This is a genomic window from Paenibacillus sp. MT124 (assembly GCF_058792755.1).
On sequence record NZ_CM179500.1, the window covers coordinates 6034003 to 6053388 of the forward strand.

At 52.0% G+C, this 19386-nt stretch carries 16 protein-coding genes and 1 riboswitch; all 16 genes read right to left on the bottom strand.

Annotated elements, in window-relative coordinates; translation table 11 throughout:
* Nucleotides 1-25 precede the first annotated feature (25 nt).
* Nucleotides 26-1525: a cobyrinic acid a,c-diamide synthase CobB gene (locus AC3RCI_RS27285; protein WP_492527055.1), complete on the bottom strand. Its 1500-nt coding sequence runs from the start codon at nt 1523-1525 to the stop codon at nt 26-28.
* A gap of 105 nt (nt 1526-1630) precedes the next feature.
* The gene (locus AC3RCI_RS27290; RefSeq protein WP_492527056.1) at nt 1631-2719 is read right to left on the bottom strand and encodes a cobalt-precorrin 5A hydrolase; all 1089 of its coding nucleotides are present in this window, start codon (nt 2717-2719) and stop codon (nt 1631-1633) included.
* Nucleotides 2712-3509 carry a precorrin-4 C(11)-methyltransferase gene (gene cobM / locus AC3RCI_RS27295; protein WP_127537319.1) on the bottom strand — a complete coding sequence of 266 codons (798 nt, stop codon included), beginning with the start codon at nt 3507-3509 and terminating at the stop codon, nt 2712-2714. Before cobM ends, AC3RCI_RS27290 begins: the two co-directional genes overlap by 8 nt.
* Nucleotides 3506-4222, bottom strand: a complete 717-nt coding sequence (cobI, locus tag AC3RCI_RS27300; protein ID WP_492527057.1) for a precorrin-2 C(20)-methyltransferase — start codon at nt 4220-4222, stop codon at nt 3506-3508. Before cobI ends, cobM begins: the two co-directional genes overlap by 4 nt.
* Nucleotides 4223-4254: 32 nt before the next feature.
* Complete coding sequence (gene cbiE / locus AC3RCI_RS27305) at nt 4255-5535, bottom strand: precorrin-6y C5,15-methyltransferase (decarboxylating) subunit CbiE (RefSeq protein ID WP_492527058.1); 1281 nt, start codon at nt 5533-5535, stop codon at nt 4255-4257.
* Entirely contained in the window at nt 5498-6652 is a 1155-nt protein-coding gene (locus AC3RCI_RS27310; RefSeq protein WP_154894764.1) for a cobalt-precorrin-5B (C(1))-methyltransferase, read from the bottom strand. Before AC3RCI_RS27310 ends, cbiE begins: the two co-directional genes overlap by 38 nt.
* 735 nt (nt 6653-7387) lie before the next feature.
* Nucleotides 7388-8035 carry a precorrin-8X methylmutase gene (locus tag AC3RCI_RS27315; RefSeq protein ID WP_492471310.1) on the bottom strand — a complete coding sequence of 216 codons (648 nt, stop codon included), beginning with the start codon at nt 8033-8035 and terminating at the stop codon, nt 7388-7390.
* A 69-nt stretch (nt 8036-8104) separates the two neighbouring features.
* Nucleotides 8105-8875: a precorrin-6A reductase gene (cobK, locus tag AC3RCI_RS27320; protein WP_492527059.1), complete on the bottom strand. Its 771-nt coding sequence runs from the start codon at nt 8873-8875 to the stop codon at nt 8105-8107.
* Nucleotides 8872-10107, bottom strand: coding sequence for a sirohydrochlorin chelatase (locus tag AC3RCI_RS27325; RefSeq protein ID WP_492530025.1), 1236 nt, complete (start codon nt 10105-10107; stop codon nt 8872-8874). The genes cobK and AC3RCI_RS27325 overlap by 4 nt, the downstream gene beginning before the upstream one ends.
* Nucleotides 10108-10308: 201 nt before the next feature.
* Nucleotides 10309-12207: a precorrin-3B C(17)-methyltransferase gene (cobJ, locus tag AC3RCI_RS27330; protein WP_492527060.1), complete on the bottom strand. Its 1899-nt coding sequence runs from the start codon at nt 12205-12207 to the stop codon at nt 10309-10311.
* A 399-nt stretch (nt 12208-12606) separates the two neighbouring features.
* Nucleotides 12607-12795: riboswitch (cobalamin riboswitch) on the bottom strand.
* 195 nt (nt 12796-12990) lie between these two features.
* The gene (locus AC3RCI_RS27335) at nt 12991-13815 is read right to left on the bottom strand and encodes a uroporphyrinogen-III synthase (RefSeq protein ID WP_336782245.1); all 825 of its coding nucleotides are present in this window, start codon (nt 13813-13815) and stop codon (nt 12991-12993) included.
* A 131-nt stretch (nt 13816-13946) separates the two neighbouring features.
* Complete coding sequence (locus tag AC3RCI_RS27340) at nt 13947-15149, bottom strand: GerAB/ArcD/ProY family transporter (protein WP_492527061.1); 1203 nt, start codon at nt 15147-15149, stop codon at nt 13947-13949.
* 52 nt (nt 15150-15201) lie between these two features.
* Nucleotides 15202-15423 carry a hypothetical protein gene (locus AC3RCI_RS27345; RefSeq protein ID WP_492527062.1) on the bottom strand — a complete coding sequence of 74 codons (222 nt, stop codon included), beginning with the start codon at nt 15421-15423 and terminating at the stop codon, nt 15202-15204.
* Nucleotides 15416-16615, bottom strand: coding sequence for a Ger(x)C family spore germination protein (locus AC3RCI_RS27350; RefSeq protein WP_336782248.1), 1200 nt, complete (start codon nt 16613-16615; stop codon nt 15416-15418). The genes AC3RCI_RS27345 and AC3RCI_RS27350 overlap by 8 nt, the downstream gene beginning before the upstream one ends.
* A gap of 4 nt (nt 16616-16619) precedes the next feature.
* Nucleotides 16620-18203, bottom strand: coding sequence for a spore germination protein (locus AC3RCI_RS27355; RefSeq protein ID WP_336782250.1), 1584 nt, complete (start codon nt 18201-18203; stop codon nt 16620-16622).
* 175 nt (nt 18204-18378) lie between these two features.
* On the bottom strand, nt 18379-19365 hold the full coding sequence (locus AC3RCI_RS27360; RefSeq protein ID WP_492471305.1) for a siderophore ABC transporter substrate-binding protein: 987 nt from the start codon (nt 19363-19365) through the stop codon (nt 18379-18381).
* Between the last annotated feature and the right edge of the window lie 21 nt (nt 19366-19386).

Consider the following 19386-nt stretch of genomic DNA (forward strand, 5'->3'; position numbering starts at 1 on the left):
GTCACTTCATTTGAAAAATCTACACTTATATATGCTGACCACTTCTTCTCAGTCGGTATGACAGACAATGCTGCACCCATCTCCCTGCTGCACCTGGATGAGAACCGAGATGAACATGGGTATACCCGGCTACAACGTTACCTCTGGCATATCCCTCCTGCTTCATGCCCCGTAATCCCTTAGTCTCATAAGCATAGGGAATGTCGCCTTCCTCTTGGTAGGTCATGATAGAGTAATGAAATTCATGACCCCGAACCACCTCTCCTTTCTTCAGCAAAAAGGAATCCTCTACAGCTCTGGCCTCACGATAACCGAGTGCCGCGCGCTTCACTTGCATCTGTACTTGAGCAGGTATAATCCCTGCCATGTTATACGTTAGCCCTTCCCGGTTTGTTAACGTTTCGGCAAGCACCATATAACCGCCGCACTCCGCAAACAAAGGCATCTCACTGCGAACGGCCTCACGCAACCCCTCCAGAAACGAGACGTTATCTGCAATCAATGCAGCGAACTCCTCCGGGAAGCCCCCGCCAAGATAAATGCCATCCGCCTCAGTCGGTATGCCATCCCCTGCAAGAGGACTGAAGTACTTCAATCGGGCTCCTGCTGCTTCGAGCAGCTCCAGATTATCCGGGTAATAGAAATTAAACGCCGCATCCCGGGCAACAGCTATTACCGGACTGGACGAAGTTCCGCGTTCATCGGACACGCCAGACGTGCTGTCTTCGCTGCACTTCAAATGGACACCGGTCCACATTGGATCTGTGTTTTGCCTTGAAACATCCTCATGGTTCATGATTAATTCTTCTATGTCAGGTGCAGCCCTCGCTATGGCAATAATCGCATCCAGATCGGTGCCTTCCAGCAATGCGTCTGCAGCCCGCTCGAACAGAGGCCCCAACTCTCCCCGTTCAATGGCAGGGACCAGCCCTAGATGACGCTCGGGAATTGACATGTCCTCCTCCCGTTTCAGCCATCCGACCACAGGAATGCCGCACATCTGCTCAATGGCTTTCTTCACAATACTGTAGTGGCCGGCACTTCCGCAGCGATTGACGATGACACCAGCGATGTTAAGGTCCGGCTCCAGCTGCTGAAAACCAAGTACGATCGCGGCTGCACTTCGAGCCATGCTGCGGACATCCACGACCAGAATGACCGGAGTCTGTGTAATGAGAGCAATCTCCGCAGTTGACCCCGTATTGCTTAAGGGATCTTTGCCATCATACAATCCCATGACACCTTCAATAATAGAAATATCATGTCCCGCTGACGCTTTCGCAAATGCTTTTTTTACATATTCCGAAGACGTCATCCATGCATCCAGGTTCCGTGATGCCCTGCCCGTTACAGCCGTATGATAGGTTGGATCAATATAATCCGGCCCGCACTTGAAGCCCTGTACGCTCATTCCGCTCCGGGCCAACGCCTTCATTAGGCCCAGGGTCACCGTTGTTTTCCCTGCACCGCTTCCCGTTCCGGCTATGATCAGCCGTGGTCTGGCATGTTGGTTTGAACTGCTCATGATCCATTTCCACCTTTCTTCGATATAACAAAACCGCACCTCTAAACGATGCGGCCTACATAATACCTATTTGCTTCATCGCTGAAGCGCATAATTTAAATTTTGTTAGTCAAAAGGGATTCGCGTTACGGAAATCGTCAGGTTTCCGCTCTTTTTCTTCTCCAGCAGCCAGTGGTCTGCTCCGGAAGACAGCAATGCCGCAGGCTCGCTCACACCGTAAGCTCCGGTATATTTAAATACCGTCTCCGATGGATTTGGAAGCTTGACGGTATTCAGCTCGGCTGGCGTATACGTCACAAGTTCCCAGCCGTATTTGGCGCATAGAGCCAACAGGCCTTCTTCATCCTTTTTCAGATCAATCGTCGCTACATTTCGTACGCTCTTCACCGAAAGAGACAGCTCTTCCAATGTGGCAAGCATCTCCTGCTCCAGTTCCTCCATAGATGTGCCGCGATTGCAGCCCATGCCAATTACGAGGCTCTTCGGTCGATATAACACACCATTGGTCAGAAAACGTATCTCTTCTTCTTCCGTGAGCAGGCGGTCGCTAACCACAAGTGCCGCATTGAACGGAAACGACTCGGTTTCCTCCATGCTGCTGAAGACGCGGATATGATCCGGGACAGGCTTGTTATATCGCCACCAGTTCCGCTCTCCCGTCTCCTGAATCAGCGCAACCGGCTCCTCGTTAACAACCGCTGCACTGACTGGCGTGGCTTTGTCGAAGCTGTCCACGATCCAGCCCAGTTCTCGTCCGAACATGTCTACCGGAATCGTTCCTTGCACATCCGAGGCGGTTGTAATTACCGCGCGTGCACCTAGTACTTCCGCGACCTGACGAGTCAGTTCATTCGCACCGCCGAGATGGCCGGACAGGACACTGATGACATTCTCTCCGCGGTCATCAATGACCAGCACGGCGGGGTCGACTTTTTTGTCCACCAGCAGCGGGGCAATCATGCGGACTACCGCACCCAGAGAGATAAAGAGAATAATGCCGTTGTATCGCTTGAACAGATCCGGCAAAATCAGCTTCACCGAGCCTTCAAACAGCTGATAACCCAGCTCTTCTTCATCCCCGCGGGCGAACTTGCTCATGTAATACACGTCCGTACCCTGGAATTGTCCAGCCAGATTGCGTACCATCTCCACGCCATGCTTCGTGATGGCCACGGCTGCAAACGGATTACTCACCGGACTTCACTCCTTTGCGATAACCGTGGGTGAAGGATTTGTCATACAGCTTGGAACGGTGGGCATCCCGGTTCACGAGATCGGGATCAAGCGCCCAGCCTGCCAGAATCATCGCATGCATCGTAATGCCAGCGGCACGCAGATCGGCAGCCAGATTGGCGAGCGTGGTCCGTACAATCTTCTGATCCGGCCAAGTCGCCCGCTGCACGACCGCCACCGGTGTATCTTCGCTCCACCCTGCGGCGAGGAATTCAACCACGACTTTTTTCGCCAGCGTAGCACTCAGGAAGAGGGCCACCGTACAGTGATGTGACGCCAGATCACGCAGCTTCTCGCGTTCAGGCACAGGTGTGCGTCCTTCTGCGCGTGTCAGAATAACCGTCTGCGTCAGTTCAGGCACCGTTAGTTCCGCTCCAAGGGCTGCTGCAGAAGCAAAGACCGAGCTAACACCCGGGATAATCTCATACTCCACGCCCTGCTGTTTCAGCAGTACCATCTGTTCCAGAATTGCGCCGTACATCGCCGGATCACCGGTATGCACACGAGCTACGCTCCGGCCTGCACGAGTGGCTTCGCACATGAGCTCAACCTGCTGCTCCAGATCCATGCCGGAGCTTTGCAGCACTTCTGCTTCAGGCTTTGCCGTCGCAATCAGTTCATCGTTCACGAGGGAGTCGGTGTACAGGACCAGATCCGCATTTCTCAAAATGTTCGAGCCCTTCACCGTAATCAGTTCGGGATCGCCCGGACCTGCACCTACGATATACACTTTCGGTTCCAGTGTTTTCATTTGCTCACCACCATCAGGCTCAGATATTCCAGCTCCTGCCCTTTCAGTTCACGGGCATCGCGCCAGACCAGTTCATATGGAGAAGTGACTTTGGTGACGACCGAGGCTTTACCCCCGAGACCCATCTCGTCCAGCAATTCAAGCATCGGGTCCAGCACCTTCGCCACTTTGATAAATACAATTGTATCGTGATGCTCAATTGCCCGACGCATCGCTTCCTTATCGGCGGTTGCAGGGATAATGCCCACCTGCTCATCGCCGTCTGCCAGATGGATATCCAGTGCCGCTGCGGCGCCCAGTACAGATGAAATTCCCGGAATCGAAGCAATCGGTACCTCCGGATGCAGTTCACGCATCAGTCGTGCCAGATGAATGAAGGTGCTGTACAAATTCGGATCGCCTTCGGTTACAAAGGCCACATCCTTACCCTCCTTCAGCGCACCCCAGCAGGCTTCGACGGTTTTGCCCCACTCCCGTTCTAGCACAACCGGGTCCTTGGTCATCGGAAAGATCAGGCCGAGCATCTCTTTCTCTTCCGGGTTGACATACAGTTCCACGATTTCGTGGGCATACGATTTGCCGCCTTTGCGCTTCTTCGGATATGCCACCACCGGACACTCCCGGATCATTCGGTATGCCTTCACCGTAATCAGTTCCGGGTCTCCCGGCCCGACACCCACGCCATACAGTGTACCTACTGCTGCCGTACTCATGTTGTTTCCCCCCTTGTCCTGTCCTTGAAAAGTCATTCTTCCGCTCCGGCTACCGCTTCCTCTGTCACTGCATGCTGGGCTGTGATCACGTAGATCGGATTCAATCCGTCAAAACGGGTCATGTTCAGAATCGGCTTGCTGCGCGCCGTCTGAAGCAGCGTCACCGATGCATCCATGCCCGCTTCGCGCATGGCCTTCATGCTGTCATGCAGCGTCTCGATCGTCGCTGCATTCACCACAATGCGTCCCTCGGGGCGCAGCCGGGACGCGCATAGGGCGATCAGCTGCGCAAGCTCGCCGCCGCTGCCGCCAATGAACACCGCATCTGGGTTCGGTAGTTCGTCCAGCCCTGCTGGTGCTTTGGCATGAAGGACGGTGAAGTCCGTCCGGAATTTCACCCGGTTGGCCTCGATGTTCACGAGGTCACCTTCGTTCTTCTCGATGGCGAAGACCTGGCCTCGCGGCGCAAGCCGCGTGCACTCGACCGCCACCGAGCCGGAACCTGCGCCGATATCCCACACGATGCTGTCCTCGCCAAGTCGCAGCTCAGACAAGCTGAAGGCGCGGACCTCGCGCTTGGTAATCAGGCCCTTCTCCGGTTTGCGCTGATGGAATTCCTCATCTGCAAACCCAAACCCTTTGCGCGGCGCAGGCGCATCCTTGCGGCGCAGCAAAATAACGACGTTCAGCGGGCTGCATTCGGCTGCGGCCAGCTCGTCCAGGGTGTAATGACGGGCACGTTCGTCTGGCCCGCCGAGGTTCTCGGCAACGTAGGCATCATACTCGGTCATGCCGAACTGCTGCAGATAAGCCCCGATCGCAGCGGGGCTGTTATGCTCGTCCGTGAGCAGCGCAATTTTGGCTTTGCCATCGATGCGCTGTGCAAGGCCCTTGAGCGGACGTCCGTGCACGCTTTCGAGCACGGCGTCGTGCCAGCTCTCGCCAAGCTTGGCGAATGCCAGCTGCAGCGAACTGAGATTAGGCCGGATCTCCAGTTGATCCGGGCCCAGCTTACGCGCAAGATACCCGGCGATGCCGTAGAACAGCGGATCTCCCGAGGCAAGCACAACGATATTGTGCGTGTCCTGCAGCGCTTTTATTTTCACAACCAAGTCGCTTAATCCGCTCTTAATCGTGAGTTTCTCTCCCGCAAATGCTGGGAAGTACTGCAGCTGACGTTCGCCGCCCACCAGTACATCCGCTTCCTGAATCAGATTCAGACTATCCGCCGTCAATCCTGCCGCACCCTCTTCACCTACGCCGATGATACGGACTCTATGATTCTTTGCTCCAGCTGCTGTCGTCCAGTTCACTGATTTCCGCCCTCCCCAATTCCATTCCTTTCATCGTGACCAATACCACTTCGACCGTTACTCCGCCTCCGGCATGCTCCAGACAGTGCCTACAGGCATATGTACATAGCTTTTCAAAATAGGGTAAATACCCCGCTTCAGTCATCATGTCGGCCACTTGAGTCGCCGTGTTGGCTTCCTCGATCGCTTGCGCCAGTTCATCTCCAGCCCCGGTCTCGCGGGCCACGGACGCAAGAAATCCAAAATCCACCGGCGCACTCTTGGAGTGCACCATCATGACACCTTGAGCCACTTTGGCAAATTTGCCCGGCATCCCCACCAGGCTGATACGTTTCATGCCCAGTCGCTTCCCGTGCTTGATGGCGAACCCGACAAAGTCCCCCATCTGAATGAAGGCTTCTTCAGGCAAATCGGGCATCATTTTCATCGCATATTTCTCACTGCTGCCGCCTGTCGTCAACACAATGTGATCACAGCCAGATGCCTGCGCAACTGAAATGGCTTGTACCACACTTGCTTTGTACGCGGAGGTGGAGAATGGAACGACCACGCCACGTGTGCCCAAAATGGAGATGCCGCCCAGAATGCCGAGACGCGAATTCAGCGTCTTCTTGGCAATCTCTTCGCCGTCCGGCACGCTAATGACGACCCTCACACCCCTGGCTGTCCCATGTTCGGCAAGCACCTGGGTCACGGCCTCGGTAATCATGCGTCGCGGAACGGGATTAATCGCCGCTTCACCCACAGGAACAGGCAAGCCGGGTTTGGTAACACGACCTACCCCGATTCCACCATCCAGCTCCACACCGGGCTCCTCACGCCAGGATACATGTGCGATGATCTTCGCCAGATGCGTAGCATCCGGATCATCCCCGGCATCCTTGATGGTGGCACAGGTAGCCGTGCCGTCCGTCATCAGTTCCTGCTCGATCAGTTCGAACGAGTGGTCAAAGCCCGCGGGCAATGAAACCACAGCCTGTGCAGGAGTAACCCCGGTTAACAGGAGCTGCGTGGCCCCCTTGGCAACGGCCGTAGCGCAGGCTCCTGTGGTGAAGCCGGAACGCATCGGTTTGTCCGGATCGGGTGCTTCCCCGCTTTTCATGCGTTTCTTTTCCATGGCTTTGAACCTCCCGTCCATTCTTATCACATTACATAGTAGATGACACTTGGCTGCGAAAACTACGGGTAGCCGCTACGGGTACGGATCGTTCTTCCGATCGCTGTTGTCTCCAGATTTCTTTGATTCCCTTATGTATAGGGAGAATTCCGGAGACAAAGGCGAACGCTGTCGCTTCTACAGAATCGATTCCGTCTCCTTCGCTACTCCCTGCGTCTTTGCATACCTAACAAAGTTCGTGATCAAGCCTCATGAGCTAAACAATGTCATGAGGTTATTATGGGTAACTGGACATTCCATGCTACTAGCAGATAGCTTGGTAATGTAGTTACCAAGTTTACGGTTCATGCCTTTACAATTTAGCAATTGAGCGATGCTTAAGGATTGAATCTACCTCATGCACTTTGTACCCTGCATGCTCCAACATTCGCTCCGTTTCAATTGATCATGGCTACACTCTAACGAACTCAGGAAGCGTTATTCGAGCCAATTTCCACACACTGAAAATCTAACGAATCGTAGCGTGGTTACTTCAAAGTAAAGCCGATGTCCCCACCGTTTTTGTCGGCTTTGAGCAGAATAGCTTCACTCAGGTTCGTTAGAATTTATAACTTATAATTATCTGCGATATAAGGCTCTTGAGGTTCGTTAGCGCTGCCCTGGTACTCCCTGCTCGGTACGCTCAAGGATGTTCTAGGACGCTGTAGATACGCTCAGTGTAGGCTGAAACAGCGACTAAACCTTCACTGCCATCAGCGAGATCGCGTTCAGGGCAGCTACCACGATGGTGCTGCCGCCTTTGCGGCCGATGTTCGTGATAAACGGGATGTCCAGCTTGCGCAGCTCATCCTTGGATTCGGCTGCCGATACGAATCCGACTGGCATACCAATGATCAAGCCTGGCTTAGCTTCGCCTTCTTTTACCAAACGGATCAGCTCCAGCAATGCTGTCGGTGCGTTACCGATGGCATAGATTCCACCCTCGTAGGCCTTGGTTGCTTTTCGCGTCGAGATGATGGCCCGCGTTGTATTCAACCGCTTCGCTTCCTCCATCACATCCGGGTCGGAAATATGCACGTGCACATCTCCGCCGAACCCGCGAATACGATCCTTGCTTACTCCAGCCTGGATCATCTGTACGTCAGCAATGACGGATTGTCCTGCACGAAGGGCTGCAATTCCTGCCTGGATGGCATCCGGATGAAAAACCATGCTGCGACCAAGCTCGAAGTCAGCTGAGGCATGAATGACACGCTGTACCACGGGATATTGTTCTTCCGTGAACGGGTGCTCACCCAGCTCCTCGGTAATCATTTCGAAGCTTTTCCCCTCAATCTCCTGGGGCTGTACAGTTAAAGGTTTAAATTCCGTTTTGAAATCCATATGCACTCACTCCTTCAATCGTAATATGATTCAAAATGGGTCTATCCCAATTTGATCTATTGGGGCGTCCTACTCCATCAATACGCGCTTTAACTCGGAGAGTACGCCTTCAAATTCATCAAACACCGTTCCGAATTCGGCCTCTGGGCGGGATATCAATACAACCTGAATGCCAAGCTCCAGTGCTGATTGAATCTTCTCATCTACAGCCCCCGTCTTGCCGCTTTCCTTGGTCACCATAACGGTGGTGGCGTAATGCTTGTACAATGCTTCGTTCATTTCACGGGAAAAGGGTCCCTGCATGGCAATAATATTGCGCTGTTCCACACCCAGTTCACCGCATTTCTCCATATTGTCAAGACGCGGAAGCATACGGGCAACGAGACGAATGTCAGGATCGCCGAGCAGATGCTTGGTGAAAATCTGCAGCGTTTTACTTCCTGTCGTTAACATGACAGAACCTTTGATTTCTTTCGCCTTAAGAGCAGCCTCTTCATAGGAAGGCACGACATGAAGCAGCGGATGGTCATCGTAAGCAAGTCCCGTCCGCTCGTAACGGATATAAGGAATTCCTGCCTGTCTAGCTGCTTCCATGGCATTGGCATGGGCCTCTTCCGCAAAGGGATGACTTGCATCCACTATGGCACGGCTTCCTTTTTCACGGACAAGCTGGACCATTGCCTCTATCGTCAGCCTGCCGGTTCGAACCGGCAGCCCCGCCTCAGACAGACTGTGCGCTGCACTCTCGGTTACAACCGATGTGAGTACGTCCATCCCCTGCTGCTGAATCTGTACAGCCAATTCCCGCGCATCACTTGTACCGCATAACATCAAGATCATGGACGGTTCACCCGCTCCGAAGCAGCTGCGATCTGAGCATGCCCTGCATCTTCTGGTGAGTAGTTCTCTCCGTCTCCGCCCTCTTCATCTTGATGATGCAACGCACCGTCGTGGTCATGATGCGAATGATGAAGTTCACCGTCGTGGTCATGATGATAATCCAGGGATGCTTCACGGCTGCTCACGGCATGTTCGTGAGTATGATGCTCCTCATTATGGTGGTCGTGATCATGTGCGTGATGATCGTGGCTGTGCAAATGGTCGTAGTCATGATGATGGTCATGACTGTGATCGTGTGCATGATCATGATGATGGTGGTCATGGTCATGATCGTGGTCGTGATGATGATCGTGCCCGTGATCGTGATCATGGTGATGGTGATGATGTTTGGCAGCCTCAAGTCTGAATTGGCAGTTGTCGCAGTTGGCCGCTACCCGTCCATTCAACCCTTCGTTCGCGCGTTCCAATACCAGCTCCACCAATTTGGGATGGAATCCAAAATATCCACCGATCTCTACCTGAATGTCCGGATTGGCCGCAGCAAATTCAGCGGTCATCTCATCAATGCGTTTGATCAGCACACCTGTGAACAGAAAATAAGGCATGATGACGATCTTCTTCGCCCCGAGCAGGAGACAACGCTGCAATCCATCCGGGAATGAAGGCTGCGTCACACCAATAAAGCTGCTTTCAGCCCACTTATAAGGAAGTTTTTCCCACAACATCCGGGTCATTTTGAAGAAATCACTGTTGGCATCCGGGTCACTGCTTCCCCGTCCAAGGACAAGTACGGCTGTCTCTTCATCCGTAACAGGAGCAGGCGGAGCGGCCACTGCTGCGCCGCCTTGATGGGCGGTAACAAGAACAGGCTGAGCTTCCTGCAGGCGAGTCTGCATAATTTGAACGACTTTCTCATGTACGCCAATCGGACGCCCATATACAAATTCCACTTGCGGATAACGAATCTTGGCCCGGTCGATGGCATTCGGAATATCAATTTTGGCGTGGCCCGCAGCAAACAGAATAATCGGCACCAATACGACACGCGTTGCCCCTTTATCTACACAAGCCGTAACGCCTTCAGCAATGCTTGGTCTTGTTAATTCCAGAAAACAGGTCTCTACCACGGTATTCTCCGGCGCTTTCTCCGCTACCGCTCGTGCAAACTCCATTAACTCCCGGTTTCCCTCTGGATCACGGCTGCCGTGTCCAACCAGCAAAATGGCATTCATCATGGCTTCTTCCTCCCCCGCCTGATCCATAGACCAGGCATCTCAATTTTAGGTTGTGCTTACTTGGTAAACGAGCCTTTCACGCTGGGTAACCTGGTTACCCAATCATTTCGATCTATATAAAAGTGCAAAGGGATTTTTTTCGGTATAACTACAAACGCGGTTAAAAAATATCAGATGGTAACAACACTCGCGTGATCCCTAGTCGCCGCATACCGGGTTTACTTCCACGGTCACAGGCGCATCGACGTGACGGAAGCCTTGGATTATTCCAACGCGTTTGAAAAATTTATGGAATCTCTCATTCGGGTGTCCCTTTTCCTTGTACTCCGCTACGATACGCTCCACAATCCCGCCAATCTGATCACCTGGAATCCCTTCGGCTACCGGCTGGGCAGGGTGAGCGTTTCGTCCGAACTTCTTGCCGCCAAGGAACAGGTCGTACCCGCCCTTGCGGTAGACGATTCCGATGTCCTCCAGTACAGCACCGTAACATGCCATGCCGCAGCCATTCAGAGCCACGCTGGTCTCTTTCGGCGCACCAAGTCCACCTATAACAGCCTGCAAATGATTGGCCATCGGAACGGCATCATCCTTCTCCATATTGCAGAAGTCACAGGCCTTCACCTTGATAACGTCACCGATGGGCACCACGATGAAATTCGCTGCACGCAGTTCTTCTACCAGCTGATCCGGCTCAAAGGTCGGTACCCGCAAAATAATCTGATGCTCCGGCGTGTATTCCAGCTCGCCTTCTTCACTGGCACATTGCGCCAGCAGCGCCATCTGGGCTGCAGTAAACTTCTTGTTGCCGACGCCAGGTGACACGCCAATCTCGAACAGCGGTGCCTTGCGTCCCGGCTCGGGTGCTGTCCGCACAGCAGCTGCCCCTGCAGTCTGCGGCGTCGCGGCTGGCACGCCTGACCCAGCCGCATCCAGCCAGCGGCTAGCAGCTTCGCCAGCGAGCTTGCCGCCTGCCGCAAGCCGCGTCAGCGCCTCGGCAGCCAGTTCGGCCGCACCGGCACGCGGCACCGCCAAGGCAGCACGAGGTGCGCATTCCACCGCTTCAGGAGGCTCGGCTGCAAGCACTGCGGTGCTGCCGCCTGCTGGCTGAGCAGCAGGCAAGCCAGCGCCCCGCTCCCCTTGCGGTCCCATGCCCGTACTGGCGCTGGCGCCGCGCAGGGCTGGTTCCGCAGCCGGCTGCGCGGTCTGCATGTCGCGGACCGTGCCTGCTGCATCAGCTGCAGCGGCAGAACGGGCCTCCATCGCGCCGAGCGACCAAGGCTCCGCTTCCGTGCGGAGCCGCTCATGCGGTCTGAGCGGCTGTTCCGCGGTATTCAGTGTGTATTTCCGCTGATATCCGCGCGGTGTGACCATGAGTCCTTCGTACATCATGGTCGAGGAGTTACCAATGATCACGGTCGTTAGCATGCCGATATCATGATTCAACATGTCTTCCAGCGTGGTCATCACAACATCTTGACGTTCACGGTAGGCACTTTTTACAAGCCCCACCGGTGTCTGGGGACTACGGTAACGCAGCAGCATCTCCTGCGTCTCCACGATCTGGCGTGTCCGGCGTCCACTGCGAGGGTTGTACAGAGCAATGACAAAATCAGCTGATGCTGCTGCTTCAACTCGTCGAATAATCGTCTCCCATGGCGTAAGGTGGTCACTCAGACTGATCGTACATGCATCATGCATCACGGGTGCACCCAGCAAGGAAGCACAGGATTGAATGGCAGATACACCCGGGATAACCTCAACGCCAACGCCGGTTCCCGGCTTCCAGCCTTGCTCCATCAGCACCTCATACACCAGTCCGGCCATGCCATATACACCTGCATCGCCACTGGAGATTACTGCAACGATTTTGCCCATCTCGGCCTGTCTGACCGCTTCCTGTGCCCGGCTTACCTCTTCGGTCATGCCTGTCCGTACAATCTCCTGTCCGTCCAGGAGTGGACGAATCAGATCAACGTAAGTGTTATAACCAATGATGACCTCACTCTCCCGTAGTGCCTCCAATGCCCGTGTGGTGATATGCTCCATCGCTCCTGGGCCAAATCCGATAATCAGCAGCTTTCCTTGACTCTGCATTGCTTCTCCTCCTCCATCTCCCTGTTCACCCTTAGCACGTCAATCACATCTATATCATCGCTTCTTCAGCCGTGGTCTGTATTTGAGCTCTTGATTATGGAGTTGCTCTGTGCAGCTCAACCTTCTTATCCGGGCTATTCCAAAACGTGAAAAAGGACGGCTTGACCGACCTTCTTCTTCGCGGCATGTTCGATTAAATCCAGTTCCGGATGGACTGTAAAAAATAAAAAAATCCCATCCTTATAACGGATGGGATACGCATGTACGTACACTCAAGAAGACAGTCCACGGCCCTATTGAGGATAGACCTGTGGCTGCATGGCCGCAAAGGGCCTGCCAGGCGAACCGGTTGTTCGCCCGTTTCCTGATTCTTCGTACACCACTCCTTTCCGCGAAGGGTTCGGTGACACATGCAAGGTAGGTCTCCTGGCTCTGGATCATCAGCTTCCTTTTCTGTCTTCCCCGGATCTACGAGTGACTTGGATGAAAAGGGCTTCCCCATTACAGTGGCGGGACCGCTCGGGATTTGCACCCGATTCCCTGTTACCTCTTGCTCGACGCAAGAGCACCTTGCTTGTTTTCATGAATGATATTGCTTTCATCATAACACCGCTCAGGAAAAAATGTCCATGCTTATGATGTTTGTCCACGATTCTATTTTCAGACAAAACAGAAAAAAGTTCTGATCCAGAACAGATCAGAACTTGAATGATGTATCCATCTGCGAAACCCTCATAACGATCTTACCGGATCCATTAACAGACCTGCATCCTGATCTGCTTATCAGGATTGATCTGCGTGTGCTGCAGCAATATATCGTCCCAGCTCAACGATGAGTGCTCCCATCTTTTCTTCCTCCGGAACAACTCGTGCTTCAATCCCCTCTTCACGCATGGCGTTTGCAGTCACTTTACCTACAGATGCAGGAATCACACCGTCCCGGAAAGCCTGCTGCATCTGTTCCAGCTTACCTTGGGAAGCTGCGTATGCTGCCAGAAACCGTACCTGGGGGCCGCTGGTGAATGCTACAGCATCAACTTCATGCTGCACGATTTCATTCAAAAGCTGTTCCAGTTCGGCCTCTTCCGGTGGTACATGACGATAAGGCAGAACCTGTCTTACTTCAGCACCCTGTTCTTCCAGCCAGTTGACCAGCTTCGGCGCAGTTTCTCCATGAAGCTGGAGCATGACTTTTTTGCCGGCAAGATCATGTAGCGCGAATTCTCGGATTAGCCCGTCCGTACTGCCGTCATCATCCCGGACCAGCGGTGCAAGCTTACGCTTGCGAAGTGAGTTCACCGTTTTGTATCCTCTGGCTGCAATGGAAGCTTCCGACAAGACATCCAGCAGTTGACCAGCTATGTCCATATCCTCTGCCATTTCAAATATGGCATCCAGTCCCATGCCTGTAGTTAATACCGCCCAGTCGGGCGGATCAGAGATCAAGGAGACGAGACCATTGCGTATATTCCGATCATCCAGGAATACCGTTCCCTGTGCTGGCCGCACGAGTGGAATACCACCCATTTTCTCAACTAACAACGCCATTTCCTTGGATTTACGCGGTCCCGTCAGTGCTACACGTATACCTGCCAAATGTTGAGCCATTCATGTTTCCCCCCAGTTCGTTCGTCCGAACGTCATTCGTTTGACTACAGTATACAGGGTAGTTTCATGGAGGGAAACCTTGTTTCATATCATTTGGCGTGTTCTTCTATAACGATTTTTTATGATTGGCATCAGGAAGGCTGAAGCTCGCCCCCCTGCATTTCATCCTTTCCTGTTTCACCCTCCTGGTCGGCATCGCGTCTTTTCTTCTCCTGTTCATACTGTTTGTTGGTTGTATCCCGATGCTTTTCTTCTCGGTGTGAGGATCCCTTTTCCTTTCTTCGTGGACGAAGAAACACAAAGAACACGAGGGGGAACACTATCTCAAAAACAATGGCAATCCATGTCCATTCCCGCGTGAAGCGGAACAGCTGAATCGCATTCTTAAAGAACCAAAATGCACATACGAATCCTACGAGCGCCACCGGACCCGTCATGAGCTTCCCGGATACCTTGGGAATCATCCGCTTCAGCCCCCAGCAGATAAAATACAGGTCAAATGCAATCTTTGTAATCATTGCTGGCATGGTAACTGCTGCTAGAGCCAGATCAAATCGGTCCAAAAAATCACTAACCTGCAGTTGTCTGGCAAGCTCATAAGATGGATATACCAACCGGGATGCGATAGGCACACCTATGGATGTAATGGTTTCAACCATAATTAGCATCATCAGCAAGGCACCAATCGTTATCCCCCATGTCACGGATCTGAAACGAAAGTCGCTTCCCTTGATAACAAAAGGTAATGCGATCATTTCTCCGAAGAAGGAAAAGATGTACCAGCTTCCTTTTCCCACACCTGCTGCATCAATATCGAAGTACGGCATCAGATTTTCCAGGTTAACTTGCTGAATCAACATGAACGGAACGACCACCGAGTTTAACAGGAACAGAGTAATGTAAAGCTCTGACATCCCAATTAAGGATCCAAGTCCTCCCCTTACGATAAACACAGCCATGACTAGAAGAGACAACACGATGATGGAAATGGGTGTCGTCTCAAGCAAGGTTATACTTACGTAATCCCCAATCAGCCGAATGTCACGGGCAAATATCAAAAGAAAAAACATGATATACATTAAGCCCGCCACCCGACCCAAAAAAGGAAATCTTTCGACCAAAGACTCAAACAGATCCTGATCGGGAAACCGGCTCTGGACACGATTTAACATCCACATGGATGCAAGCATGATCAGAAACACAGGGATATAGGATAGATAAGCATGCTGTTCGGCATAGAAAATGGCCTGTGCATGGGGTTGAATCAGTGTACCTGTTACACTCAGAAGTAAGATTAGCAGCGTTAGCTGCCGGCCAGTCACTCCCTGATTCATCAAATACCTCCTTTCCAACTGTTCGACCGAAATGACGATATGCAACAAAGATCTATGGGAGCGGCAAGTACTGTTGGATCCAATGGGTAAGCCAAACCGTAATAAAGAAGGTTTTGCTCAAGTGGGTGACATAGAACCAAATCCCGATGCTGACAGCAATCACTCCATAGGATAACCAACGATTAATCGCTGCTGCCTGCTTCAGGTGCTTAAAGTCCATGATAATGACAGCAATGACCATGGACAGGTAGGTAAACATCAATGGCTTAATCATGGACAATTTCCTCCTCGGTCAATCCAATCGGTTTATTGGTAATGCCGACATTCTCAATAATGATATGGGGCTCTACCACGATCTCCATATTCGGATATATGTCATACCAACGATCCTTAAGCTTGTCCCATTCTCTCGGCATCTGCTGATGTATGGAACGGCCCAATCCCAGAATATCCGCATTATACTTGTGCTGAAGCAGCCTTACGCCTTCCTCAATATCTTCTTTCACTTTTTTGTGGACGGCTTCGTTCAACGTCAGAATTTCCTGTTCTCGGAGATCACCGTAATTGGACTCGTTATCTACCAAGACTCCCTTGGCGTACAACTGAATGGTTACGCTCACCTTGCCATTACGGATATGTGGACGAAATGAAGAATTGTTTTCATTCAGCTTAAGGAAGAGACTTCCTTCCCCCTCAGGTGCTTTAATGAGCACTTCTGGCGTATTAGCTTCACCCATGGCCAAAATGAGAGCATCCGCAGGTGCCTTTTCAATCATCCCCACCAGCTTGTCTTTTTTGAAAATAGCTAAACCGTCCAGCTTGATGTTGGTTTTGACATCCTTCCAGTCCTTCGGTACGTTTTCCGCAAGCGAAGCAATGGGCAGAAAGGGATCGATCCCGTCAGCAAGGATAGAATCGATAAAGAGTTTGAGAGAGCGCGGATTACGCATGTTCAGGAAGCACAATTCGCGTACCATTTCGGAAGGGAATTTCTCAATGGGTGCATCTGCGTCGAGAACCTTAAACGCTTCACCCTTGGTGACCACCGGCATAGCAGAAAGGCGATTTAGCGGGTACCTTGTCAATAGGTCCAGCATGGGAGCAACGCCTTCCCTCGCCAAATCCTCTCCAATCAGCAACGTGCGACGATGTGCATAATAGAGCCTCCGAGAGAGAGCCTTTTGCCCTTCAAGCGAGGTGCCGCGAAACGTTTTGGCTGTGGTGGACAGCATGAACCACGATTTATCCCCACTTGTACCTCCACCGCCTCCCTCGCTTCCAGAGGCACCCGATTGACCAGGAAGTGCAATTTGCAGACTTGTCCTGTAATCCTTTTTTTCCTTGTCAATGGCGATACCGATTACAAAGGCAATATCGTTAATTTCCTCACGATCCCAACAGCCTGATAGCAGAAGGGTACACAGGAACAGCAGCACCACTGTGCGATACTTATGCAAGAGATGCATGAGCTTACCACCCCTCCTCAGCTTCTGGGGAACCATTGATCTTGGCATTCATGCGCTTCTGATCCCGATGAACTGTGGAAGGACGATTAATCATTCTCCACCATGGTGTACGAATTACAATATCCTTGGTATCCGTTCTGTGATATGGACTCAGCCCCGACAGATAAGGAACCCCGAAGGAAGTCATCTGCGTCAAATGGACCGAGATCAATACCAGTCCGATGACAATGCCGTACAGTCCGAGCGCTCCAGCGAGGAGCATGATCGGAAACCGCAGCAAACGAACCGTGATAGCAAAGTTAAAGCGCGGGATGGTAAACGATGCAATACCTGTCATGGATACAATGATAACCATGGGTGCCGATACAATCCCGGCCTGAACCGCGGCCTGCCCGATTACGAGTGCACCCAGGATGCTGACAGCCTGGCCCACCGTCTTCGGTAACCTGACCCCCGCTTCGCGCAAGGCTTCAAATGAGAGTTCCATAATAAGAGCTTCCACCAGTGCCGGAAACGGAATGGCTTCCCTCGCTCCGGCAATGCTCAGGATCAGCGTTGTCGGAAGCATATCCTGATGAAAAGTCGTGATGGCGATATAAAGCGCTGGCAGAAACAAGGCAATTGCCACAAACAGAAACCGGATCCATCGCACCAGATTCGTGATAAAAAACCGCTCATAATAATCCTCACTTGCCTGCAGCATCTGCCACATGGTGACCGGTCCAATCAGGGCAAACGGGCTGCCATCCACCAGAATAGCAAACCTGCCTTCCAGCAAATTACCAACCGTCGTATCCGGGCGTTCGGTATAATGCATCTGTGGAAATGGGGAATAGGGATGGTCCTCGATCAATTCCTCGATATATCCCGTTTCCAGAACGCCATCAATTTTGATCTTGTTCAGGCGTTTTTTGACATCCTTGATCAACTTGGGATCCGCAATGTCATCCAGATAGGTTAGCACGACATTGGTTTTAGTCTCTGTCCCGATAGTCATGCTCAGCATCTTGAGCGAGGAAGTTTTCAACTTGAATCGAATGAGCGCCGTGTTTACACGCAAAGTCTCCGTAAAGCCTTCACGGGGACCCCGAATAACAGATTCCGTTTGAGGTTCCTCTACTCCCCGACGGATGCCGCCCTTGACATTAAAAAGCCAGGCTTCCCGGCTTCCATTAATCAGCAGCAGGGCAGAGGATTCCAGAACTCCATCGGCTGCTTCAGCCCAGGAGTCCACCTTTTTCACCTGTGTCAGCGCAATGCGTGTATCATCAATCGGTACATCGGGTTCATCGGTACGCTGCTCGATCAGCCCCCGAATGAGCGGACGGAGCATATGGTCCTGAATGTCCGCCGAATTCACAATCCCTTCGATATACACCAGAAGTCCCTGAACTTCAGTGGATATCATGACATTGCGGAATACCACATCCGAACTGTCCGAGAAAATGTCTTTAAGGGCGAGCATATGGCTCTCATGTGTCAATCCGATGGGCTGCTTCAATATGGGCGGAGATGGCAGCCCCAAGGGAATATGTTTTTTTTCGGCTGCGTTTGAGGCAGCTTCTTTTCCTGTTGTCCTGTCGGCCATGTCCGTCCCTCCGCTCTTTTTTTATACAAGGTAGCTTGTGCCAAATGAACGGGAATTATGTGGACGATTTACAAAAATTCATGTCATCCTTCCGTCTTCAGGAAAACAAAAAAGATCCCTGCATTCGCAGAGATCCTTCTTCCCAATTCCAATATGTTGCTGTTATATACTTCAGTTATTCGACGCTTGTGTCCACTTCCTTGATCATTTCCTGAATGGATTCCAGGCCGCCACCGGACAAGTACCAGTAGTTCGGGTCAAGGTACACAATGTGTCCTTCTTTGTACGCTGTTGTATTCTTAACCAGATCATTCTCGATGACCTGTTTAGCTGGAGCTGCTTCCCCACTACCTGCAACCACTGCACTGCGGTCTACCACAAACAGGTAATCCGGATTCGTCTCCATCACATATTCAAAGGAAACGCTCTGTCCATGAGTTGACACTTCAATATTGGCATCTGCTGGTTTAAAACCAAATACGTCATGAATGACTCCAAATCGAGAGCCTGCACCATATGCGCTCAGTTTGCCTTCGTTGGTCAGCACGATCAGTGCGTTTTTGCCTGCAGCCGTTACTTTGTCTTTCAATGCTTTAGCAGAAGCTTCGATGGTAGTCAACGCTTGCTCCGCTTCAGCTTCCTTGCCAAAAATCTCACCAAGTGTCTTCACGTTTTCCGTCAGGGAATTCATGTAATCCTCGGTGTCTACCGCCATATAAATGGTCGGTGCAATCTTGCTCAACTCTTCATATGAATCAGACAAACGTCCCGAGATAATAATCAGGTCAGGACTCATCGCATTTACTTTCTCAAAGTCGGCTTCTTTCAAACTACCCACGTTGGTGTACTTGGCGTCTTTATACTTTTCCAAATATGGAGGAACGCCTTCTTGAGGAACACCGGCAACTTCTATGCCCAACTGATCCAGGGTGTCCAGTACGCCATAATCAAACACAACCACGTTTTGCGGATTTTTCTTCACTTTGGTTTCGCCAAGTTGATGTTTGATAACCATCTCCTCATTGGACTGTGCTGCCCCCGCATTGGCCTCTGAACCTGTACCTGTGCTTGCACCCGCATTCTCCGCTGTTTTATTACCTCCGCATGCTGCCAGCACCACAGACAATACAACGAGCAGCGTAAACAACCAACCCTTTTTCATAAATAGACACCTCTCACTCTC